Annotated in this window: 21 protein-coding genes; 4 read left to right on the top strand and 17 right to left on the bottom strand. The window is 63.9% G+C overall.

What is annotated here, in order from left to right:
• Window positions 1-34: 34 nt before the first annotated feature.
• The 6 genes from SA190iCDA_RS01815 to SA190iCDA_RS01840 form a co-directional block, all read right to left on the bottom strand.
• Complete coding sequence (locus SA190iCDA_RS01815; protein WP_070884704.1) at window positions 35-937, bottom strand: response regulator; 903 nt, start codon at window positions 935-937, stop codon at window positions 35-37.
• Between the two features lie 130 nt (window positions 938-1,067).
• Window positions 1,068-1,796 carry a phosphate signaling complex protein PhoU gene (phoU, locus tag SA190iCDA_RS01820; protein WP_070884705.1) on the bottom strand — a complete coding sequence of 243 codons (729 nt, stop codon included), beginning with the start codon at window positions 1,794-1,796 and terminating at the stop codon, window positions 1,068-1,070.
• 124 nt (window positions 1,797-1,920) lie between these two features.
• The gene (gene pstB / locus SA190iCDA_RS01825) at window positions 1,921-2,754 is read right to left on the bottom strand and encodes a phosphate ABC transporter ATP-binding protein PstB (protein WP_070884706.1); all 834 of its coding nucleotides are present in this window, start codon (window positions 2,752-2,754) and stop codon (window positions 1,921-1,923) included.
• A 103-nt stretch (window positions 2,755-2,857) separates the two neighbouring features.
• On the bottom strand, window positions 2,858-4,534 hold the full coding sequence (pstA, locus tag SA190iCDA_RS01830) for a phosphate ABC transporter permease PstA (RefSeq protein WP_170833922.1): 1,677 nt from the start codon (window positions 4,532-4,534) through the stop codon (window positions 2,858-2,860).
• A gap of 13 nt (window positions 4,535-4,547) precedes the next feature.
• Window positions 4,548-6,833 (bottom strand): ABC transporter permease subunit, encoded by a 2,286-nt coding sequence (locus SA190iCDA_RS01835; protein ID WP_070884707.1) that lies wholly within the window; start codon window positions 6,831-6,833, stop codon window positions 4,548-4,550.
• A 165-nt stretch (window positions 6,834-6,998) separates the two neighbouring features.
• Window positions 6,999-7,967 (bottom strand): PstS family phosphate ABC transporter substrate-binding protein, encoded by a 969-nt coding sequence (locus tag SA190iCDA_RS01840; protein ID WP_070884708.1) that lies wholly within the window; start codon window positions 7,965-7,967, stop codon window positions 6,999-7,001.
• Between the two features lie 303 nt (window positions 7,968-8,270).
• On the opposite strand from SA190iCDA_RS01840, the gene SA190iCDA_RS01845 reads away from it, so the two are divergent.
• On the top strand, window positions 8,271-8,669 hold the full coding sequence (locus SA190iCDA_RS01845; protein WP_070884709.1) for an acyl-CoA thioesterase: 399 nt from the start codon (window positions 8,271-8,273) through the stop codon (window positions 8,667-8,669).
• A gap of 38 nt (window positions 8,670-8,707) precedes the next feature.
• Here the strand turns inward: SA190iCDA_RS01845 and SA190iCDA_RS01850 are convergent, their stop codons facing one another.
• Both SA190iCDA_RS01850 and pyrE read right to left on the bottom strand, forming a co-directional pair.
• Window positions 8,708-9,301 (bottom strand): DUF4124 domain-containing protein, encoded by a 594-nt coding sequence (locus SA190iCDA_RS01850; protein WP_070884710.1) that lies wholly within the window; start codon window positions 9,299-9,301, stop codon window positions 8,708-8,710.
• Window positions 9,302-9,328: 27 nt separating this feature from the next.
• Window positions 9,329-9,970, bottom strand: coding sequence for an orotate phosphoribosyltransferase (gene pyrE / locus SA190iCDA_RS01855; RefSeq protein WP_070884711.1), 642 nt, complete (start codon window positions 9,968-9,970; stop codon window positions 9,329-9,331).
• 93 nt (window positions 9,971-10,063) lie between these two features.
• Here pyrE and SA190iCDA_RS01860 point away from each other — a divergent pair, with 93 nt between their 5' ends.
• Both SA190iCDA_RS01860 and SA190iCDA_RS01865 read left to right on the top strand, forming a co-directional pair.
• Complete coding sequence (locus tag SA190iCDA_RS01860) at window positions 10,064-10,843, top strand: exodeoxyribonuclease III (RefSeq protein WP_070884712.1); 780 nt, start codon at window positions 10,064-10,066, stop codon at window positions 10,841-10,843.
• Window positions 10,844-11,040: 197 nt separating this feature from the next.
• Window positions 11,041-11,925 carry an EamA family transporter gene (locus tag SA190iCDA_RS01865; RefSeq protein WP_070884713.1) on the top strand — a complete coding sequence of 295 codons (885 nt, stop codon included), beginning with the start codon at window positions 11,041-11,043 and terminating at the stop codon, window positions 11,923-11,925.
• Here SA190iCDA_RS01865 and SA190iCDA_RS01870 read toward each other — a convergent pair whose 3' ends face one another.
• The 5 genes from SA190iCDA_RS01870 to SA190iCDA_RS01890 form a co-directional block, all read right to left on the bottom strand.
• The gene (locus SA190iCDA_RS01870) at window positions 11,926-12,204 is read right to left on the bottom strand and encodes a hypothetical protein (protein ID WP_070884714.1); all 279 of its coding nucleotides are present in this window, start codon (window positions 12,202-12,204) and stop codon (window positions 11,926-11,928) included.
• Between the two features lie 293 nt (window positions 12,205-12,497).
• On the bottom strand, window positions 12,498-13,169 hold the full coding sequence (gene trmB / locus SA190iCDA_RS01875) for a tRNA (guanosine(46)-N7)-methyltransferase TrmB (protein WP_236101203.1): 672 nt from the start codon (window positions 13,167-13,169) through the stop codon (window positions 12,498-12,500).
• A gap of 162 nt (window positions 13,170-13,331) precedes the next feature.
• Window positions 13,332-14,126 carry a thiazole synthase gene (locus tag SA190iCDA_RS01880; protein ID WP_070884716.1) on the bottom strand — a complete coding sequence of 265 codons (795 nt, stop codon included), beginning with the start codon at window positions 14,124-14,126 and terminating at the stop codon, window positions 13,332-13,334.
• A gap of 42 nt (window positions 14,127-14,168) precedes the next feature.
• On the bottom strand, window positions 14,169-14,369 hold the full coding sequence (gene thiS / locus SA190iCDA_RS01885; RefSeq protein WP_070884717.1) for a sulfur carrier protein ThiS: 201 nt from the start codon (window positions 14,367-14,369) through the stop codon (window positions 14,169-14,171).
• Between the two features lie 336 nt (window positions 14,370-14,705).
• A complete protein-coding gene (locus SA190iCDA_RS01890; protein ID WP_070884718.1) occupies window positions 14,706-15,077 on the bottom strand; it encodes a DUF423 domain-containing protein in 372 nt (123 codons plus the stop codon).
• A 141-nt stretch (window positions 15,078-15,218) separates the two neighbouring features.
• Here SA190iCDA_RS01890 and mtgA point away from each other — a divergent pair, with 141 nt between their 5' ends.
• On the top strand, window positions 15,219-15,941 hold the full coding sequence (gene mtgA / locus SA190iCDA_RS01895; RefSeq protein ID WP_070884719.1) for a monofunctional biosynthetic peptidoglycan transglycosylase: 723 nt from the start codon (window positions 15,219-15,221) through the stop codon (window positions 15,939-15,941).
• 209 nt (window positions 15,942-16,150) lie between these two features.
• Here the strand turns inward: mtgA and rpoH are convergent, their stop codons facing one another.
• From rpoH to ftsY, 4 genes are all read right to left on the bottom strand, one after another.
• The gene (gene rpoH / locus SA190iCDA_RS01900) at window positions 16,151-17,005 is read right to left on the bottom strand and encodes an RNA polymerase sigma factor RpoH (protein ID WP_070884720.1); all 855 of its coding nucleotides are present in this window, start codon (window positions 17,003-17,005) and stop codon (window positions 16,151-16,153) included.
• Between the two features lie 132 nt (window positions 17,006-17,137).
• Window positions 17,138-18,154: a permease-like cell division protein FtsX gene (gene ftsX, locus SA190iCDA_RS01905; RefSeq protein WP_070884721.1), complete on the bottom strand. Its 1,017-nt coding sequence runs from the start codon at window positions 18,152-18,154 to the stop codon at window positions 17,138-17,140.
• A complete protein-coding gene (gene ftsE / locus SA190iCDA_RS01910) occupies window positions 18,151-18,822 on the bottom strand; it encodes a cell division ATP-binding protein FtsE (RefSeq protein ID WP_070884722.1) in 672 nt (223 codons plus the stop codon). The genes ftsX and ftsE overlap by 4 nt, the downstream gene beginning before the upstream one ends.
• Entirely contained in the window at window positions 18,822-20,228 is a 1,407-nt protein-coding gene (gene ftsY, locus SA190iCDA_RS01915; RefSeq protein WP_070884723.1) for a signal recognition particle-docking protein FtsY, read from the bottom strand. The genes ftsE and ftsY overlap by 1 nt, the downstream gene beginning before the upstream one ends.
• Between the last annotated feature and the right edge of the window lie 34 nt (window positions 20,229-20,262).

Raw genomic sequence — 20,262 nt, forward strand, 5'->3', positions numbered from 1 at the left:
CGATGGCCGCTCGGCAGCTGGCTGGCAGCCCTGATCAGGCGCCCGGGGAGAAGTGTTTCTGGGCGGTACCACGGGCGATCAAGCGGGACAGGTAGTCCATCTTCTGTGGGTCGCGGTCGACGAAGCGAAACACTACCTGCAGCCATTCGCTGTCCGGCTTGGGCTCGAAGGCGGAAACGCTGTGCAGGTAGCCATTGAGCCGCGCCACTTCCGAGGCTTCACCCTGCTCGAGGTCGAGCACCGCACTTTCCAGCACCTGGGGTAGCAATTCGCCTCGCTTGACCACCAGCAACGCTTCCTTGAGGCTCAGGGCCTTGACCACGCAGGCCATCATGCCGCCCGGCAAACGCAGTTGCCCCTGGCCGCGCCCGGCTGGCGCCGCGGCAGCCTTGGCAGGCGCAGCTGCAGGATTCGGCGCAAAGGCTGCCGCAGGCGTGGGCGCAGCAGGCCGCACCACTTCGGTCTTGCCACCCGTCAGCGCGGCCAGCGAGTCGTTGGCAAAGGCACCGCTGCTGAGCATCTTCGGCGGTGCCGCCGACATCAGCGCGGCCAGCTTGCCAGCGCGCTGCAGGGCTTTCTTGACCTTGGTGATCAGTTGCTCGTTGGAAAACGGCTTGCCGATGAAATCGGAGACGCCGGCCTGAATGGCCTGCACCACGTTTTCCTTGTCGCCACGGCTGGTGACCATGATGAAGGGCACGCCTTTCAGCGCATCCTGCTCGCGGCACCATTGCAGCAGCTCGAGGCCGGACATTTCCGGCATTTCCCAATCACAGAGAATCAGATCGATCGGATTGCGGCCGAGAATCTGCTGGGCCTTGCGCCCGTTGACCGCTTCCTCGATCTGGATACCGGGCAGGTTGTCACGCAGCCCCTTCTTCACCAGATCGCGGATAAAGGTGGCGTCGTCCACCACCAGTACACTGACTTTGCTCATCGACCACTCCCTCGAATGGCCATTAGCATAGACGTGTGCACTGGCTCATTGCCAACACTAAAGCACATCCCCGGGCGAGCGCGCACAACCAGAGCATTCGCTGCGCAGACCTGCGCCCGCCGGACCGCCATCACTCCTTGGCGCCGCCCCGCACTTCTTCCTGCATGCGGGTCAGGCCGATGTGTTTGACGTCGGTGCCGCGCACCAGGTAGATCACCAGTTCGGCGATGTTGCGCGCGTGGTCGCCGATACGCTCCAGGGAGCGCAGCGCCCAGATCACGTTGAGCACGCGGGAGATCGAGCGTGGGTCTTCCATCATGAAGGTGACCAGCTCGCGCAGGGCGGTCTTGTACTCGCGGTCGACGGTCTTGTCGTACTGGGCGACCGACAGGGCCAGGTCGGCGTCGAAACGGGCGAAGGCGTCCAGTGCTTCCTGAACCATCTTGCGCACCTGGTCGCCGATGTGGCGAACCTCGACGTAACCGCGTGGCGACTCGCCCTCTTCGGTGAGCAGAATCGCGCGCTTGGCGATCTTGGTGGCTTCGTCACCGATGCGCTCCAGGTCGATCACCGACTTGGAGATGCTGATGATCAGGCGCAGGTCAGAGGCGGCCGGCTGGCGACGGGCGAGAATGCGCACGCATTCTTCGTCGATGTTGCGCTCCATCTGGTTGATCTGGTCATCGATCTCGCGCACCTGCTGGGCCAGGCCGGAGTCGGCCTCGATCAGCGAGGTGACCGCGTCGTTGACCTGCTTCTCGACCAGGCCACCCATGGCCAGGAGGTGGCTGCGCACTTCCTCCAGCTCGGCGTTGAACTGCTGGGAGATATGGTGGGTCAGGCTGTCTTTGTTGATCATCGGGTTCGCTCCGCGAGCCACAGGCTGCAGGCTACAGGCCGCAGGCTGTCAGTGATTGTCTGTACCATCGAGTCGGCGCATCGGCTTACGGCCTGTAGCCTGTAGCTGGCACGCAACGCGTGCCTTAACCGTAGCGGCCGGTGATGTAGTCTTCGGTCTGCTTCTTGGCCGGGTTGGTGAACAGCGCGTCGGTGTCACCGAACTCGATCAGTTTGCCCATGTACATGAACGCCGTGTAGTCGGACACCCGCGCGGCCTGCTGCATGTTGTGGGTCACGATGACGATGGTGTACTTGGATTTCAATTCGTAGATCAGCTCTTCGACCTTCAGCGTGGAGATCGGGTCAAGGGCCGAGCACGGCTCGTCGAGCAGCAGCACTTCGGGCTGCACCGCCACGGTACGGGCGATCACCAGGCGCTGCTGCTGGCCGCCGGACAGGCCGAGGGCCGACTCGTGCAGACGATCCTTCACTTCGTCCCACAGGGCGGCGCTCTTCAGGCCCCATTCGACGGCCTCGTCGAGGACGCGCTTCTGGTTGATACCCTGGATGCGCAGGCCGTACACCACGTTCTCGTAGATGCTCTTGGGGAACGGGTTGGGCTTCTGGAACACCATGCCGACGCGGCGACGCAGCTCGGCGACGTCCTCGCCCTTGCGGTAGATGTTGCGGCCGTCGATATTGATCTCGCCTTCCACGCGGCAGCCGTCGACCAGATCGTTCATCCGGTTGAAGGTGCGCAGCAGGGTCGACTTGCCGCAGCCCGACGGGCCGATAAAGGCGGTCACACGCTGCTTGGGGATGTTCATCTTGACGTCGTACAGCGCCTGCTTGTCGCCATAGAACAGGTTCAGGCCCGGTACTTCGATGGCCGTGGTTTCCTTGGTCAGGTCGAGGCTCTGCTTGTCACGGCCCAGTGCCGCGAGATCGATGCCGTGGGTAGCGGTTTCGTGTTGCATAGGTGCTCACTCCGTTCGCAGCGGCAAGCTGCAAGCTACAAGCTGCAAGCCCTTTCGCCACGCTTCTGCGGGAAGCTTGCGGCTCGAGGCTTGCGGCTCGGATTTAATGATCCAAGGCCTTGTATTTCTCGCGCAGGCGGTTGCGCAGGTAGATGGCCGTCAGGTTGAGAATCGCGATGACCAGCACCAGCAGCAAGGCTGTAGCGTAGACCAGGGGGCGCGCCGCTTCGACGTTGGGGCTCTGGAAGCCGACGTCGAAGATATGGAAGCCCAGGTGCATGATCTTCTGGTCCAGGTGCAGATAAGGGTAGTTGCCGTCCACCGGCAGGCTCGGCGCCAGCTTGACCACGCCCACCAGCATCAGCGGCGCGACTTCACCGGCGGCGCGGGCCACGGCGAGGATCAGGCCGGTCATCATCGCCGGGCTGGCCATCGGCAGCACCACGCGCCACAGGGTCTCCACCTTGGTCGCGCCCAGGGCCAGGGAGCCCTCACGCAATGCCCGTGGGATACGCGACAGGCCTTCCTCGGTGGCAACGATCACCACCGGTACCGCGAGCAGCGCCAGGGTCAGCGAGGCCCACAGCAGGCCGGGGGTGCCGAAGGTCGGCGCTGGCGCGGCTTCCGGGAAGAACAGGCGGTCGATCGAGCCACCCAGGACATAGACGAAGAAGCCCAGGCCGAATACGCCGTAGACGATCGCCGGCACACCGGCCAGGTTGTTCACCGCGATGCGGATCACCCGGGTCAACGGGCCCTGCTTGGCGTATTCGCGCAGGTAGATGGCGGCAATCACCCCGAATGGCGTGACGATCACCGCCATGATCAGGGTCATCATGATGGTGCCGAAGATCGCCGGGAAGATCCCGCCCTCGGTGTTCGCTTCGCGCGGGTCGTCGCTGACGAACTCCCACAGCTTGCTGCCGTAGAAGCCGAGCTTGTCCAGCGTGGTCATGGCGTTGGGGCGATAGGCCCGTACCACCTTGCCGAGGCTGATTTCCTGCTCGCGACCTTCGGCCGAGCGCACGGTCACGCTGTCGCGGTTGAACTGCTGGTGGCGGGCGTTGAGCTCCTGCTCCAGGACCTTGTATTCGGCGTCCCAGCGGGCGCGCTCGGCGGCCAGATCGGCTTGCGCGGCCTCGGTCAGCTGACCGTCGAGTTCCAGCCGGCGGGTCTGCAGGCGGACCCGCTCGAGACCGGCGTTGATACGGCCGATATCGCGCTTTTCCAGCCTGACGATTTCGCCGTGCAGCTTTTCGACACGCGCCAGGCGCTTCTGCAGCTCCGGCCAGGCTGCCTCGCCTTCGGCGACCAGGCGACCCTCTTCCTTGACGTTGACCACATAGCCATAGAAGTTGCCCCACTCGCGCCGCTCGAAGGCAGTCATGTCCCTGGGCTTGCGCAGATCGGTCAGCCATTCGCCGACCACCCAGGAGAAGTCCGCGCCATAGAAGTCACGGTTACCCACCTTGAGCAGTTCACGGGTCATGAACTCGCCACCATCGACGTTCACCGGCAGCCCGGCGGAGGCCAGGCGGGCGCGCGGAATCTCTTCCTTCTGCACCACTTCACCGGCCATGACCGTGGCGGCCTGGCCGGGTATCAGGTAGCTGCCCTCGACGATATCGGCCGGCCAGAAATGCGCCAGGCCGCGCACGGCGATCACCGCCAGCAGGCCAATGACCATGACGATGGCGATGGATACCGCACCGGCATTCATCCAGATCCACGGCGAGCCGCTCTTGAACCAGGATTTGAGGTTGTTCTGTTTCACGGACATGGTCTTGCAGTCCTCAGAGCGATGCGTACTTGACGCGCAGGCGTTGACGCACCAGCTCGGCCAGGGTGTTCATGAAGAACGTGAAGGTCAGCAGCACCAGCGCGGAGAGGAACAGCACGCGATAGTGCGTACCGCCGACCTCCGACTCGGGCATTTCCACCGCCACGTTGGCCGCCAGGGTGCGCAGGCCCTGGAAGATGTTCATGTCCATGATCGGCGTGTTGCCGGTGGCCATCAGCACGATCATGGTCTCGCCGACGGCGCGGCCCATGCCGATCATCAGCGCGGAAAAGATGCCCGGGCTGGCGGTCAGGATCACCACGCGGGTGAGGGTCTGCCAGGGCGTGGCACCCAGTGCCAGGGAACCGAAGGTCAGGCTCTTGGGCACGCTGAACACGGCGTCCTCGGCGATCGAGTAGATGTTCGGAATCACTGCGAAGCCCATGGCCAGGCCAACCACCAGGGCGTTGCGCTGGTCGAACGGAATGCCTAGGTCATTGGTCAGCCAGGCGCGCATGTTGCCGTCGAACAGCCAGTTTTCCAGGTGCCCGCTCATGCTCAGGGAGAACGAGCCGACCAGCAGGATCACCGGAATCAGCAAGGCTGCTTCCCAGCCATCCGGCACGCGCAGGCGAATGGACTCCGGCAGGCGGGACCAGAGGAAACCCGCCAGCAGGATGCCGACCGGGGTGAAGATCAGCAGACTGAATATCCCGGGCAGGTGTCCTTCGACGTAGGGCGCCAGGAACAGGCCGGCGAAGAAGCCGAGGATCACCGTCGGCAACGCTTCCATCAGCTCGATGACCGGCTTGACCTTGCCGCGCATGGCCGGGGCCATGAAGTAGGCAGTATAGATCGCCGCGGCGATAGCCAGGGGCGCAGCCAGCAACATGGCGTAGAAGGCAGCTTTCAGGGTACCGAAGGCCAGCGGAGCCAGACTCAGCTTGGGCTCGGCATCGGTACTGGCGGAGGTCGACTGCCAGACGTACTCCGGCTTGTCGTAGTTCTCGTACCACACCTTACCCCACAGCGAGCTCCAGGAAATCTCCGGGTGGGGGTTGTCGATCAGGATACGCTCGATCTTGCCATTGGCCTCGACCAGTGCACGGTTGGCTCGCGGCGACAGCGCGGCGATGTCGTGGCCTTCGGCCACCGGCTCGACCAGCAGGGTTCGGTGCGCAGTACTGTGGAAGATCCCCAGGTTGCCCTTCTCGTCCAGGGCGATGAAGCCCTTGCGACGCTCCTCGGAGAGGATCTGGCTGACCGGGCTGTCGGCCATCTGGAATTCACGCACCTGCTTGAGTTCGGACTTGCCGTCTTCGTCGCGCACCATGAACCACTGGCCGATACCGCCGGTGCTGTCGCCGATGAGCAGCGAGATGCCGCCCAGCAGCGAGGTGGCGTGGGTCACTTCGCGAGCGCCATCGTTGAGCAGCTTGTAGCGGCCGTTGAGGGCCTTGGCGCGCAGGTCGAATACATCGGCGGTGGCGCGACCGTTGATCACGAACAGCCAGTGCTGACGTGGCTCGATGATCAGCTCCTTGATTGGCTCGGCGATCTGCGGCAGCGCCAGGCGCTCCTCGCTGACCTCGACCTCGCCGGTCATCATGTTTTCCTCGCGGCTCAGGCTCAGCACCTGCAGCTCGCTGCCCACGGAGCCGGCGATCAGCAGCGTGCCGCTGTTCACACTGATGCCCATGTGCTCCAGCGGACGGCCTTGGGGATCGATGGTCAGCGGCGCCTCACCGAAGGGGTAGGCGATGGACGGCGTGATGGTCTTCACGTCATCGGGATAGGTGATGCGGTAGGCATGTTCGAACACCAGCGCCTGGCCATTGGACAGACCAAGGGCGACACGGTGGCTGCCTGGCTGATCCTGCCCGACGGAAACCACTTCGGTGCCGGCCGGCAGGGGCAGGTCGATCGCGGTCAGGGCTGCCATGCTCTTGGCATCGAAGAACTGGATCTTGCCATCGTTGGCCAGGCGCATGCCGACCTGGTTCTGCTCCTCCAGCGACATCAGCAGGGGCTTGCCGGCATCGGCCAGCCAGGCTGGCTGAACGGCATCGCGTTTCTCGAGATCGGCGCCCTGGAACATCGGCAACACGACATAGGCAAGATAGAAGAAGATCAGGGTAATGGCACCCAATACAGCCAGGCCGCCAATGGATACGCACCAGCGGGCCAGGCGATCCTTGAAGGCGCGTATGCGCCGCTTGCGTTTCAGGGCCGGCGTGTTGAAGTCCAGCCCGAGGGAATTGGGAGAGGCGGTCATGGGTTCACTTGCCAAGTCATTCATAATGGAGAGCGTCTCTGCGCGGCCATGAGCGCGCCGTATTTTTCGTCTGTTTCACGAGCCGGACAATCTAGCCGGCTCATGTGACAGAAAAGTTACAGCACGGTGACGTAGCGAAGCCCACCTCTCGAGGAGAGGCGGGCTTCGGTGTCGCTGATTAGGATCTGATTACAGACCCAGTTCCTTGCGGGTCTTCTCGATGACCTTGAGCGGCAGCGGGATGTAGCCGTCCTTGACCACCACGTCCTGGCCCTGCTTGGACAGGATCAGCTTGAGGAACTCGGCATCCAGCGGGCTCAACGGCTTGTTGGGCGCCTTGTTCACGTAGATGTAGAAGAAGCGAGCCAGCGGGTATTTGCCCGACAGCGCGTTGCTCTCGTTGGCTTCCTCGACTTCACCCTTCTTGTTGACCAGGGGAACGGCGCGCACGCTGGCGGTGCGGTAACCGATGCCCGAGTAACCGATGGCGTTGACGGTGCTGGAGATCGACTGCACCACGGAGGCCGAACCCGGCTGCTCGTTGACGTTGGACTTGAAGTCGCCTTTGCACAGGGCTTCTTCCTTGAAGTAGCCGTAGGTGCCGGATACCGAGTTACGGCCGAACAGCTGGATCGGCTTGGCCGCCCACTCACCGCTCAGGCCCAGTTCGCCCCAGGTTTTCACGTCCTTGGCTTCACCGCACAGACGGGTGCTGGAGAAGATGGCGTCGACCTGCTGCATGGTCAGCTGCTTGATCGGGTTGTCCTTGTGTACGAATACCGCCAGGGCATCGATGGCGACCGGCACGGCAGTCGGCTTGTAACCGAATTTCTGCTCGAAGGCCTGGATTTCGCTGTCCTTCATCGGGCGCGACATCGGGCCGAGGTTGGCGGTGCCTTCGGTCAGCGCCGGTGGCGCGGTGGAGGAGCCGGCGGCCTGGATCTGGATGTTCACGTTCGGGTAGGACTGCTTGTAGCTCTCAGCCCACAGGGTCATCAGGTTGGCCAGAGAGTCGGAGCCGACGCTGGACAGGTTGCCCGATACACCCGAGGTCTTCTCATAGGTCGGCAGAGCCGGATCGACAGCGGCAACCGCGTTGGCAGTGGCGACGCCAGCGGCGACGAATGTCATGGCGGCCATCAAACGCTTCAGTTTCATGCCTTGCTCCTAGCAGAGTGGTAATCAGTGAAAGGCTGGCTGCCGTGGTCGTAGCGCCCGATCTACCGCCTTGTCACGATTGGGTCGTGTTGGTTGGAACGGTGCTCAGTATCGTCAGCCCATGTGACCACTCTATGTAACAAATATGACAGTCGGATGACGGCGCAGACGGGCATGGCGGATTCGTGAATCGGCGCGCGCAGGCGTCTGCAATGCGCTAAGGTCGCGGTGCGACCACCCAGCCGGTATACTTTCCCGGCCCCTGCCTGCAGGGCCCACCACTGCGCCGCGAGCCGTGAACAGATGAAAGACCTCGAACAGGAAGACCCGATACCGCAAGGCGACCTGGCCCTGCAGATCACCGCCCTGCCGCGCGAAACCAATGGCTTCGGCGACATTTATGGCGGTTGGCTGGTTTCGCAGATGGACCTGGCAGGCACCGCCATGGCCACCAAGGTTGCAGCAGGCCGCGTGGCGACCGTGGCGATCGATCGCATGGCCTTCCTGGTACCGGTGCCGGTCGGCGCACAGCTGTCCTTCTATACCCAGACCCTGGAAGTCGGCCGCAGCTCGATCCAGATGCTGGTGGAAGTGTGGAGTGACGATCCGCTGTCCAGCGAGTGGCGCAAGGTGACCGAAGCGGTATTCGTGTTCGTCGCCATCGACAGCAGCGGCCGCACCCGCGCCGTATCGCGCCGCTGAGTTCGCGCCGCGCCTGATGCGCGGCGTCCTGCGGTAGGCTAGCGACCCTGCCCTAGCAACTCGGTGACCCGCAGACGATCCGCGGCAAAGGTTTTCTGCGCCTGCGCACGCGCCGCCTGATAGCGCTCAATGTCCTTTTTCACGCGAACTTGCTCATCGCGCTGGCTGGCGATCTGGTCCAGCAAGGGTTTGGGCACTTCGCGCCCGGCCCGCTCGTGATCCGCCGCCTGCTTCTGCAGGTTGGCCTGCTGCTGGCGCACCGACTGCAGATTGCCCTTGGCCACGCCGATCAGGCCGTCGAGCTCGGCGAGCTTGCGCGCCTGGGCGCGATCGACGTCCTCGAGGCTGCTGTACAGACGCAGCAGCTGGGCATCGGATTTCGCTCGTTCGCGATCGGCGAGAATCTTCTGCATCTCTTCGGCGGTCGGCGCCGGCGGCACCACGCGCACCACACGACCCTGCTCGTTGAGCACCTCGTAGCCCTTGGCGATGAACTCGCTGGGCACGCCCTGGCGGTCGATCACCGTGATGCCCTGGGCATTGGTGTAGCGATACATCTCCGCCGCATTCGCCCATAACGGCAGCAACAGACCAAGCCAGAGGGTACGGCGCATCAGGTGCAAGGTGGACATAGGCACGTTCTCTCGGCGAGCCGCCGGTCAGATGCCGAATTCGGCCCGGTAGGCTTCCACGGCTGGCAGGTGTTGTTTCAGTTCAGCATCCTCGGCCAGATATTCCAGCACCTGCTGCAGGGAAACGATGCTGACCACCGGAATGTTGAAATCGCGCTCGACTTCCTGGATCGCCGACAGCTCGCCGCGGCCACGCTCCTGGCGATCCAGGGCGACCAGTACGCCAGCGGCCTGGGCACCCTGGGCCTGGATGATCTGCATCACTTCGCGGATCGCCGTGCCGGCGGTGATCACGTCATCGATGATCAGCACGCGGCCACTCAGCGGCGCACCGACCAGGGTGCCGCCCTCGCCGTGATCCTTGGCTTCCTTGCGGTTGAAGCACCAGGGCGTATCCACATCATGGTGCTCGGCCAGGGCCACACCGGTGCTGGCGGCCAGCGGGATGCCCTTGTAGGCCGGGCCGAACAGCACATCGAAGGAAATGCCGCTGTTCACCACTGCCGCTGCATAGAAACGCCCCAGCTTGGCCAGCGCCAGGCCGCTGTCGAACAGCCCGGCATTGAAGAAGTACGGGCTGACGCGACCGGACTTGAGGGTGAACTGGCCGAAGCGCAGAACGCCTCGCTCGATGGCAAATCGAATGAAATCGCGCTGATACGTTTGCATGAAAGACCTTGAGGCAGCACAGGATGTGGCTTTGAATTACTAAACGACGTCTAGCTCAGGTATCATACACGCACGTGTTTTTGGGGGCCATTTATGCGGATCATCAGTGTGAACGTGAATGGTATTCATGCTGCAGTCGAGCGCGGTTTGCTCAGTTGGCTGCAAGCACAGAATGCCGACGTGATCTGCCTGCAGGATACCCGTGCCTCCGCCTTTGAACTGGACGACCAAGCCCTCCAACTGGATGGCTATTTCCTCTATGCCTGCGATGCAGAAGTACCAAGCCAGGGTGGCGTGGCGCTGTATTCGCGGTTGCAACCCAAGGCGGTAATCAGCGGGCTCGGTTTTGAAACGGCCGATCGCTACGGGCGCTACCTGCAGGCTGATTTCGACAAGGTGAGTATCGCCTCGCTGCTGCTGCCATCGGGCATGGGCGGTGACGAGAACCTGAATCAGAAATTCAAGTTCATGGACGATTTCTCCAAGTACCTGGACAAGCAACGCCGCAAGCGCCGCGATTACATCTATTGCGGCTCGCTGTACGTCGCCCACCAGAAGCTGGACGTGAAGAACTGGCGCGACTGCCAGCAATCACCTGGCTTCATGGCGCCCGAGCGCGCCTGGATGGACGAGGTGACCGGCACCATGGGTTATGTCGATGCCGTGCGCGAGGTCAATCGCGAGGCCGATCAGTTCAGCTGGTGGCCGGACAACGAGCAGGCGGAGATGCTCAACCTGGGCTATCGCTTCGACTACCAGTTGCTCACCCCGGGCATGCGCCGCAGCGTGCGCAGCGCCCGTCTGCCACGCCAGCCGCGCTTCTCGCAGCACGCGCCGCTGATCGTCGACTACGACTGGACGCTGACCGTCTGATCGATGCCATGCGGACGAAAACGCCCCGACCTGTACGGGGCGTTTTCATTTGCGCCGCGCTGTAGAGCGCCTCTAACAAGGTTGGCGAGTTTTCAGCGGTGCTCTGTATGGGGAAAAACGCCACTAACTGTGGCGTGTCACCCGAGCCCATACGCGTTAGCCTTCCGGTCCGCATACCACCACCCGAGGCCGCGCCCATGACACCCAAGGACATCCTGCTGGCCGCCGTGGTGATCGTCGCCTGGGGCGTCAACTTCGTGATCATCAAGGTCGGCCTCGAGGGTGTGCCGCCCATGCTGCTCGGCGCTCTGCGCTTCATGCTCGCCGCCTTTCCGGCGATCCTCTTCATTCGCCGCCCGGCCATGCCACTGCGCTGGCTGCTGGCCTACGGCCTGACCATCTCCCTGGGGCAGTTCGCCTTTCTGTTCTCGGCCATGTACGTCGGCATGCCCGCCGGGCTGGCGTCGCTGGTGCTGCAGGCGCAGGCGTTCTTCACCCTGGGTTTCGCCGCGCTGTTCATCGGCGAGACCGTGCGCCGCAGCAGCCTGATCGGCCTGGTAGTAGCGGCGGCGGGCCTGCTGCTGATCGGCAGCGAGAGCGGACGCGCCTTCACCCTGGCCGGCTTCGTGCTGACCCTGTGCGCGGCGGCGATGTGGGGGCTGGGCAATGTGGTCACCAAGCGCATCGGCAAGGTCAACCTGGTCAGTCTGGTGGTCTGGGGCAGCCTGATTCCGCCACTGCCGTTCCTGGCCCTGTCGCTGATAATGGAAGGCCCGGCGCAGATCGAGACGGCATTGCGCAGCATTTCCCTCAGCTCGGTGCTGGCCATCGCCTACCTGGCCTTTATCGCCACCCTGCTCGGCTACGGGCTGTGGAGCCGCCTGCTGTCGCGCTACCCGGCCAGCCAGGTGGCGCCGTTCTCCCTGCTGGTGCCGGTGGTCGGCCTCAGCTCGGCATGGCTGTTTCTCGGCGAGGCACTGAGCACCGTGCAGTGGCTCGGCGCGGCCATCGTCATGCTCGGCTTGCTGATCAACGTGTTCGGCCCGCGCCTGCTGCAACAACTGCGTGGCGCGACGGCCTGATCAGCCCTGCCGCGACATGCGCCAGCAGAACCAGCCCGCCCCGGCCATGGCAAAGGCGATCAAGCTGTGCAGCAGCAACGTCAGGCAATAGCCCAGTGGGTGGGTGGCAAGCGGGTAAAAGGTCGCCGGACCGATTCTGGACGGTGAGATGGCCACGCCGCTGTGCAGCGCCTGCCCCACCGTGAACAGCAGCGCCGCAGCGCAGACCGCCATGACCAGCGCAGTCACCGGCAACAGCAGGCGCGCTGCCCAGGCCGCGCGAGCGCTGGGCTGGGGCATCTGCCATTGCGGGCGATGGCGTGCATGGCCGGCGCGGCGGGCCTGACGTCTAGGGTCTGTTGCCGTTTCACGCACGGCCGCGCCGGAGCCCGTTTTGCCGCGAGGCAAGGCACGAGCCGCGAAGTTTGGCTGGCCAAATGAGCCGGCGAGAAGCGCCGCATCGCGACAAAACAGGCCCGGCCCTTCGGGTGGGGCCGCCTAGGTTGCGCGAGAAACCTCGCCTGGCGAGATTTCTCGCAGCAACGCGGCTCGCGTTGAAACGGCAACAGACCCTGGACAGGCGAGTCATCGGCTCAGTCGATGCGCTCGAACTTGAGGTCCCATACGCCGTGCCCGAGGCGCTCGCCGCGACGCTCGAACTTGGTCACCGGGCGCTCGGCCGGGCGTTCGACGCAACGGCCATCGGTGGCGAGGTTGCGATACCCCGGCGCCACGTTCATCACCTCCAGCATGTATTCGGCGTAGGGCTCCCAGTCGGTGGCCATGTGCAGCACGCCGCCCACCTTGAGCTTCTGGCGTACCAGCTCGGCAAAGGCCGGCTGGACGATGCGGCGCTTGTTATGACGCGCCTTGTGCCAGGGATCCGGGAAGAACAGCAGCACGCGGTCGAGGCTGGCATCGGGCACGCACTGACGCAGCACTTCCAGGGCATCGCAACTGTAAACACGCAGGTTGGTCAGGTTCTGCGTCATCACGCCGTTGAGCAAGGCGCCCACGCCCGGCCGGTGCACTTCCACGCCGATGAAGTCCTGTTCAGGCGCGGCGGCAGCCATTTCCAGGGTAGAGTGGCCCATGCCGAAGCCGATTTCGAAGGTACGCGGCGCCTGGCGTCCGAATACCGCGTCGAAATCCTGCATGCCATCGTTCAACTCCAGGCCGAATTTCGGCAGCCCCTGGTCGAAGCCACGCTGCTGGCCTTCGGTCATGCGCCCGGCACGCATCACGAAACTCTTGATGGCGCGCATGTGCCGTGGGGTTTCTTCGGCTGGGGTTTGTTCGATATCGCTCATTGGAACACTCGGCAACGCAGGTATTAAATTGATAAAGGGAGGGCAACTAATAACGATCTTGCGAGCTAGAGCCTGTTTTCAACGCAGCAGGGCCGACGCGCAGCTGATCGTGGAGAGTCAGCGGATCAGCCCCTCCAAGGGGGACGACGCGCTGGCATAGAGTTTCTTCGGCATGCGCCCGGCCAGGTAGGCCAGGCGGCCTGCCTCGATGGCGTATTTCATGGCCTGGGCCATCAGCACCGGATGCTGGGCATGGGCGATGGCGCTGTTCATCAGCACCGCCTCGCAACCCAGCTCCATGGCGATGGTCGCGTCGGACGCCGTGCCGACGCCGGCATCGACCAGCACGGGCACCTTGGCTTCCTCGAGGATGATGCGCAGGTTGTAGGGGTTGCAGATGCCCAGCCCGGTGCCGATCAGGCCGGCCAGGGGCATCACGGCGATGCAGCCCATCTCGGCCAGCTGGCGCGCGATGATCGGGTCATCGCTGGTATAGACCATTACGTCGAAACCTTCCTTGACCAGCACCTCGGCGGCCTTGAGGGTTTCGATCACGTTGGGGAACAGGGTCTTCTGGTCGGCCAGCACTTCCAGCTTGACCAGCTTGTGGCCGTCGAGCAGCTCGCGGGCCAGGCGGCAGGTACGCACGGCCTCGATGGCGTCATAGCAACCGGCGGTGTTGGGCAGGATGGTGTAGCGATCCGGGGAAATCACGTCGAGCAGGTTCGGCTCGCCCGGGTTCTGGCCGATATTGGTACGGCGCACCGCCACGGTGACGATCTCCGCGCCCGAGGCCTCGATGGCGTCGCGGGTCTCGTCGAGATCCTTGTATTTACCGGTGCCGACCAGCAGGCGCGACTGGTAGGTGCGGCCGGCCAGGGTAAACGGCTTGTCACTGACAGCGTGGCTCATGGAGATTCCTCTGCAGAAAGTGGGAAGGGCGTGGCGCGGGGCTCAACCGCCGCCGATGGCATGGACCACTTCGAGGCGGTCACCGTCGGCCAGCGCCGTGCTGGCGTACTGGCTGCGCGGCACGATATCGAGGTTACGCTCGACCGCCACGCGACGCCCGCTCAGTTCCAGGCGCTCGATCAGGTCGGCGACGCTGGCACCTTCGGGCAGCTCGAGGGATTCACCGTTCAACTGGATATGCATGGCGACCCGTCACAACAGGAGAAAGGGCCGGCATTCTAGCCCGATCCCCGGCGATGACCAAGGCGCAGGCCTGCCATTGGTCTCATGTCGTCTCAGAGCCTGATCAGGATCTTGCGAGCTAGAGCGATCCAAGGGCTAGGCGCCCCCGCAAAAACAAGCGAGGAACGGACTGGGCTCGCACTCGAGTTTACGAGTGGTAAATAAGCATTACTCGCTTCGCTCGCCCTTCGGGCCGCGCTAAAGCGCGTTAGCCGCAAGCGGCTTTCCGACTGGGCTGGCAATCCAGCTTGTTTTTAACGCAGGAGCGCCGACGCGCAGCAGATCATGAAGAGGCTCTCAGGCCATGCGCCAGGCAAGCAGCCCCAGGCAAGTCCAGCCGGCCAGAAAGGCCAGGCCGCCAATGGGCGTGATGATACCCAGCTTGCCGATACCGCTAAGGGTCAACAGGTAGAGGCTGCCCGAGAACAGCAGGATACCGACGGCAAAGCAGGTGCCTGCCAGGTTGACCAGGCGCCCTGGCGCGACCAGCGCCAGGATGGCCACGCCCAGCAGAGCCAGGGCATGGATCAACTGATAATGGGTGCCGGTCTGGAACACCGCCAGGTACTCGGCGCTCAGCCTGCTCTTCAGGCCATGGGCGGCGAAGGCACCCAGTGCAACTCCGGTAAAGCCGGCAAAGGCCGACAGCAACAACCACAGGCGAACCATAACGCTCTCATCGATGCGAAAAATGAGCGTGCAGTTTACGCCCACACCCGCCCGACCGCGCGCCCCGGATTGCCGCAGCGTTGTCCGCAACCTCACCAGGCGCCGTATACTAATCGGCCAATCAAGCCTGGCTACCTGCGCATGCTCCGATCCCTTCGCCGCCTCCTGCTGAAGTTGCTGCTCTGGTTCATCGCCGGCTCCTTCCTGCTGGTGCTCGCCCTGCGCTGGGTGCCGCCACCGGGCACGGCGCTTATGGTCGAGCGCAAGATCGAGTCCTGGGTCGACGGCAAACCCATCGACCTGCAGCGCACCTGGCGCTCCTGGGATCAACTGCCGGATGACCTGAAGATCGCGGTCATCGCCAGCGAAGACCAGAAGTTCGCCCAACACTGGGGCTTCGACGTCGAGGCGATCAAGGCGGCACTGTCCCACAACCAGCAAGGCGGCTCGGTACGCGGCGCCAGCACCCTCAGCCAGCAGGTGGCCAAGAACCTGTTCCTGTGGTCCGGCCGCAGCTGGCTGCGCAAGGGTATCGAGGTGTGGTTCACGGCGCTGATCGAACTGTTGTGGCCCAAGGAGCGCATCCTCGAGGTCTACCTCAACAGCGCGGAATGGGCGGACGGCGTGTTCGGCGCCGAGGCGGCGGCTCGGCACCATTTCAACATCGGCGCCGCCTACCTGTCGGCGCGCCAGGCCAGCCTGCTCGCGGCGGTGCTGCCCAACCCGCGGCAGTTCGATGCGGGCCGCCCCAGCGGCTACGTCAACCAGCGGGCCAACTGGATTCGCCGGCAGATGCGCCAGCTAGGTGGCAGCCACTACCTGGACCAGTTGCAGGCGCCACGGCCGGGGTGGTGGGCGAAGTAAGCTCAGGAAACGACGCGGCTCAAGGTGGGAGCGCCCGGGGACGCCTAGTCCATGCCCGCGAAAGGAGCGTCCACTCACAAGTGTGGAATTCGCGGGCATGGCCCACTCCCACAATCCCCACGATAATTAAAATCCGCAGTAGATCTAAATCGCCACCCCCAAAAAAACGCCCCGAACAGGTCGGGGCGTTTTGGGTGTTGCTGTAAGGATCAGGCGGCGATGGAGCCCTTGAGCTTGTTCATCGCATTCTTCTCCAACTGACGGATACGCTCCGCCGAGACGTTGTACTTGGCCGCCAGCTCGTGCAGCGTGGCCTTCTCTTCGGCCAACCAGCGCTGCTGCAGAATATCGCGGCTGCGCTCGTCGAGCGCTTCGAGCGCCTCGTGCAGGTTGGCACTGGAGGTGTCGCTCCAGTCCTCGTCTTCCATCTGCCGAGCGGGATCGTAGCGGTGGTCTTCCAGGTACTGGGCCGGGGACTGAAAGGCGCTGTCGTCGTCGGCATCGGCAGCCGGGTCGAAGGCCATGTCCTGACCGGTCAGGCGGCTTTCCATCTCGCGCACCTCACGGGCCTCGACGCCCAGGCTTTCGGCCACGGCGTTGACTTCGTCGTTATTCAGCCAGGCCAGGCGCTTCTTCTGGCTACGCAGGTTGAAGAACAGTTTACGCTGGGCCTTGGTGGTCGCGACCTTGACGATCCGCCAGTTCTTAAGAATGAACTCGTGGATTTCGGCACGGATCCAGTGCACGGCGAACGACACCAGGCGCACGCCCATTTCCGGGTTGAAACGCTTGACCGCCTTCATCAGGCCGACGTTGCCTTCCTGGATCAGGTCGGCCTGGGCCAGACCGTAGCCGGAGTAACTGCGCGCGATATGCACCACGAAACGCAGGTGAGCCAATACCATCTGGCGGGCTGCATCGAGGTCCTGCTTGTAGAAGAGATTACCGGCCAGTTCACGCTCCTGCTCGGGCGTCAGCAGCGGAATGCTGTTAACGGCATGCACGTAAGCTTCCAGGTTGGCGCCTGGAACCAGAGCATGAACAGGTTGCAAAGAAGTGGACATTCGAATCCTCCGATTCACGAAACATACGCAGTGTAGCACTGCGCAATATGACCGGAAGCCACCATCCTGGTTCCCCGGTCAATAGTCAATATCAACCAAATCAATATGTTAGCGAAACGCCTAACTGGCACGTCAGCGAGGAGCAAGCTCCCTGAGATGCCGCGCCACCGCCAGCCACGCACCGATATACCCCAACAGCACCGCCCCCAGCAATAGGGAGAAGCCGTCACCCGCCGGCACACCGGCCAGGGCGAAATCACTGCCATACAATCCGGACAGGCGCACCACGGCATCGTTCAACCAGTTCAGCCCAAAGGCCAGCACCAGCCACGACAGCACGCCGGCGCCCAGGCCATACAGCGCACCCATATAAAGGAATGGGCGGCGTACGTAGCTATCGGTGCCGCCGACCAGCTTGATCACCTCGATCTCGGTACGCCGGTTCTCGATATGCAGGCGGATGGTGTTACCTATCACCAGCAGCAGCGCCATGATCAGCAAAACCGTGAGGCCAAAAACGAAACGGTCGCCCAGCTTGAGGATTGCGCTCAAACGCTCGACCCAGACCAAGTCCAGCTGTGCCTGCTCCACGCCGGGCAGCTCTGCCAAACGCAAACGCAACGCCTCAAGAGTGGCTTTGTCGACTTCCTTGGGCGTTACCAGCACAGCACCAGGCAACGGATTGTTCGGCAACTCCTTGAGGGCTTCGCCCAGCCCGGACTGCTGCTGAAACTCTTCTAGCGCCTGCTCGCGACTGATCCATTCGGCTTCGGCCACGTCGTCCATGCCGGCGATTTCTTCGCGCAGAGCCTGGCCCTGACTATCGCTGGCGTCGATATTGAGGAACACCGAGATCTGCGCAGCACGCTCCCAGGTGCCACCCAGGCGCTCGACGTTGCCGAGCAGCAACGACAGGCCCATGGGCAGGCTTAGGGCCACGGCCATCACCAGGCAGGTAAAGAAGCTGCCGATCGGCTGCTTGCCCAGGCGGCGCAGGCTGTCGACCAGGCTGGAGCGGTGGCTTTCCAGCCAGGCGCGGGTCAGGGTGCGAAAATCCGGTTCGTTATCCGGCCCCTGGGGCTCGGCGTTCTTGGGTGCCGCGCCGACGCGCTGGGAGGGCTGCGGTGGTGGGATGCGCGACGCACTCATTCGCCGGCCTCCCCATCGCCGATCAGGCGGCCACGTTGCAGGGTGAGCATGCGGTGACGCATGCGCGCGATCAGTGCCAGGTCGTGACTGGCGATCAGCACGCTGGTGCCGAGGCGGTTGATGTCTTCGAATACGCCCATGATTTCCGCCGCCAGACGCGGGTCGAGGTTACCGGTGGGTTCGTCGGCCAGCAGCAGGGCCGGACGATGGACGATGGCACGGGCGATGCCGACGCGCTGTTGCTGCCCGGTCGACAGATCGCCAGGGTACAGCTCGGCCTTGTCGCTCAGCGACACCCGCTCCAGGGCAGAACCGACGCGGCGGCCGATATCGCTCTTGGACAGGCCGAGGATCTGCAGCGGCAGGGCCACGTTGTCGAACACGCTGCGGTCGAACAGCAGCTGGTGGTTCTGGAACACCACGCCGATCTGCCGGCGCAGAAAGGGAATCTGCGCGTTGCTGATCTGCCCCAGGTCCTGCCCGGCCAGCAGCAGCTTGCCCGAGGTCGGGCGCTCCATGGCCAGCAGCAGGCGCAGCAGGGTGCTCTTGCCGGCGCCGGAGTGACCGGTGACGAACAGAAACTCGCCGCGGCGCACGCGAAAACTCAACTCATGCAACCCGACATGGCCGTTGGGGTAACGCTTGCCGACCTGCTCGAATCGGATCATCACTGCTCCCGTTGCTGGAAAAGCGCCTGAACGAAGGGTTCGGCCTCGAAGGTACGCAGATCGTCGATACCTTCGCCAACACCGATGTAGCGAATCGGCAGGCCGAACTGCTTGGCCAGGGCGAAGATCACCCCGCCCTTGGCCGTGCCATCCAGCTTGGTCAGGACCAGGCCGGTCAAGTTCACCGTCTGGTTGAATTGTTTGGCCTGGTTGATGGCGTTCTGGCCGGTGCCGGCATCCAGCACCAGCAGCACTTCATGGGGGGCGCTGTCGTCGAGCTTGCCGATCACCCGACGGACCTTCTTCAGCTCCTCCATCAGGTTGTCCTTGGTGTGCAGACGGCCGGCGGTATCGGCGATCAGCACGTCCATGCCACGGGCCTTGGCGGCCTGCACGGCATCGAAGATCACCGAGGCCGAATCGGCGCCGGTGTGCTGGGCGATGACCGGGATCCTGTTGCGCTCACCCCACACCTGCAGCTGCTCGACGGCGGCGGCGCGGAAGGTATCGCCGGCGGCGAGCATGACCTTCTTGCCCTCGCCCTGCAGCTTCTTGGCCAGTTTGCCGATGGTGGTGGTCTTGCCGGCGCCGTTCACACCGACCACCAGGATCACGTAGGGACGCTTGGCGCCGTCGATATGCAGCGGTTGCTCGACCGGGCGCAGCATGGCGGCCAGCTCTTCCTGCAGCGCCTTGAACAGTGCATCGCTGTCGGTCAGCTGCTTGCGCGCGACCCTCTGGGTCAGGCTGCCGATGATCGCCGTGGTGGCTTCGACGCCTACGTCGGCGGTAAGCAGGCGGGTCTCGATCTCGTCGAGCAGATCGTCGTCGATGGTCTTCTTGCCGAGGAACAGACTGGCCATGCCTTCGCCGATGCTGGCGCTGGTCTTGGACAGGCCCTGGCGCAGGCGGGCGAACCAGCCGCCCTTGTTGTCCGAGGGTTTGTTCTGCTCGACCACCGCCTCACTGACCGCCTCGGCCGGTGCGGTGAGCACCGCGGCCGGCGTGGCGGGGACGGCATGCTGCACGTCGCTGCCGGTGGCCAGCTCAGGCGAATGCTCGGGCTGCGCCGCCGGCTGCTCGGCAACCGGCTCTGGCAGGGCTTCAGGGCCATGACGGGTGGCGTCGTCCACCACGGGCTCGGCGGCGACGGCCGGCTCGCTGACAGCCGGCGCGTCGACGGCAGCGCCCTGCACAGCCTGAGGCGCTTCGGCCGGCTGCTCTTGCGGCGACGGCTCTGGCTGGCTCTGCGCCGCTCCCTCCGGCACCTCGGCCTGGGGCTCGGAGGCGGCTGGCGCGGGCTCGGTCGGCTTCTTGCGCAGCCAGCCAAACAGACCGCGTTTTTCGGCTTTCTCGGCAACCGGCTCGGGGGCCGGAGTCTTGTTGTCGTCTTTTGAACCAAACATGGAGGACGGCTATCTCACTGGGGCGAACGCCATG

Origin of the sequence: Pseudomonas argentinensis (assembly GCF_001839655.2) — a bacterium.
Taxonomy (GTDB): Bacteria; Pseudomonadota; Gammaproteobacteria; order Pseudomonadales; family Pseudomonadaceae; genus Aquipseudomonas; species Aquipseudomonas argentinensis_B.

Coding starts and splice junctions, on each gene's coding strand:
- pstB (WP_070884706.1), bottom strand. CDS start 2,754: ATGCAACACGAAACCGCTACCCACGGCATCGATCTCGCGGCACTGGGC.
- mtgA (WP_070884719.1), top strand. CDS start 15,219: ATGCTCCGATCCCTTCGCCGCCTCCTGCTGAAGTTGCTGCTCTGGTTC.
- SA190iCDA_RS01890 (WP_070884718.1), bottom strand. CDS start 15,077: ATGGTTCGCCTGTGGTTGTTGCTGTCGGCCTTTGCCGGCTTTACCGGA.
- SA190iCDA_RS01835 (WP_070884707.1), bottom strand. CDS start 6,833: ATGAATGACTTGGCAAGTGAACCCATGACCGCCTCTCCCAATTCCCTC.
- SA190iCDA_RS01850 (WP_070884710.1), bottom strand. CDS start 9,301: ATGTCCACCTTGCACCTGATGCGCCGTACCCTCTGGCTTGGTCTGTTG.
- pyrE (WP_070884711.1), bottom strand. CDS start 9,970: ATGCAAACGTATCAGCGCGATTTCATTCGATTTGCCATCGAGCGAGGC.
- SA190iCDA_RS01865 (WP_070884713.1), top strand. CDS start 11,041: ATGACACCCAAGGACATCCTGCTGGCCGCCGTGGTGATCGTCGCCTGG.
- pstA (WP_170833922.1), bottom strand. CDS start 4,534: ATGTCCGTGAAACAGAACAACCTCAAATCCTGGTTCAAGAGCGGCTCG.
- phoU (WP_070884705.1), bottom strand. CDS start 1,796: ATGATCAACAAAGACAGCCTGACCCACCATATCTCCCAGCAGTTCAAC.
- trmB (WP_236101203.1), bottom strand. CDS start 13,169: ATGCGCGCCATCAAGAGTTTCGTGATGCGTGCCGGGCGCATGACCGAA.
- SA190iCDA_RS01845 (WP_070884709.1), top strand. CDS start 8,271: ATGAAAGACCTCGAACAGGAAGACCCGATACCGCAAGGCGACCTGGCC.
- ftsE (WP_070884722.1), bottom strand. CDS start 18,822: ATGATCCGATTCGAGCAGGTCGGCAAGCGTTACCCCAACGGCCATGTC.
- SA190iCDA_RS01880 (WP_070884716.1), bottom strand. CDS start 14,126: ATGAGCCACGCTGTCAGTGACAAGCCGTTTACCCTGGCCGGCCGCACC.
- SA190iCDA_RS01870 (WP_070884714.1), bottom strand. CDS start 12,204: ATGCCCCAGCCCAGCGCTCGCGCGGCCTGGGCAGCGCGCCTGCTGTTG.
- ftsY (WP_070884723.1), bottom strand. CDS start 20,228: ATGTTTGGTTCAAAAGACGACAACAAGACTCCGGCCCCCGAGCCGGTT.
- SA190iCDA_RS01815 (WP_070884704.1), bottom strand. CDS start 937: ATGAGCAAAGTCAGTGTACTGGTGGTGGACGACGCCACCTTTATCCGC.
- SA190iCDA_RS01840 (WP_070884708.1), bottom strand. CDS start 7,967: ATGAAACTGAAGCGTTTGATGGCCGCCATGACATTCGTCGCCGCTGGC.
- thiS (WP_070884717.1), bottom strand. CDS start 14,369: ATGCATATCCAGTTGAACGGTGAATCCCTCGAGCTGCCCGAAGGTGCC.
- SA190iCDA_RS01860 (WP_070884712.1), top strand. CDS start 10,064: ATGCGGATCATCAGTGTGAACGTGAATGGTATTCATGCTGCAGTCGAG.
- rpoH (WP_070884720.1), bottom strand. CDS start 17,005: ATGTCCACTTCTTTGCAACCTGTTCATGCTCTGGTTCCAGGCGCCAAC.
- ftsX (WP_070884721.1), bottom strand. CDS start 18,154: ATGAGTGCGTCGCGCATCCCACCACCGCAGCCCTCCCAGCGCGTCGGC.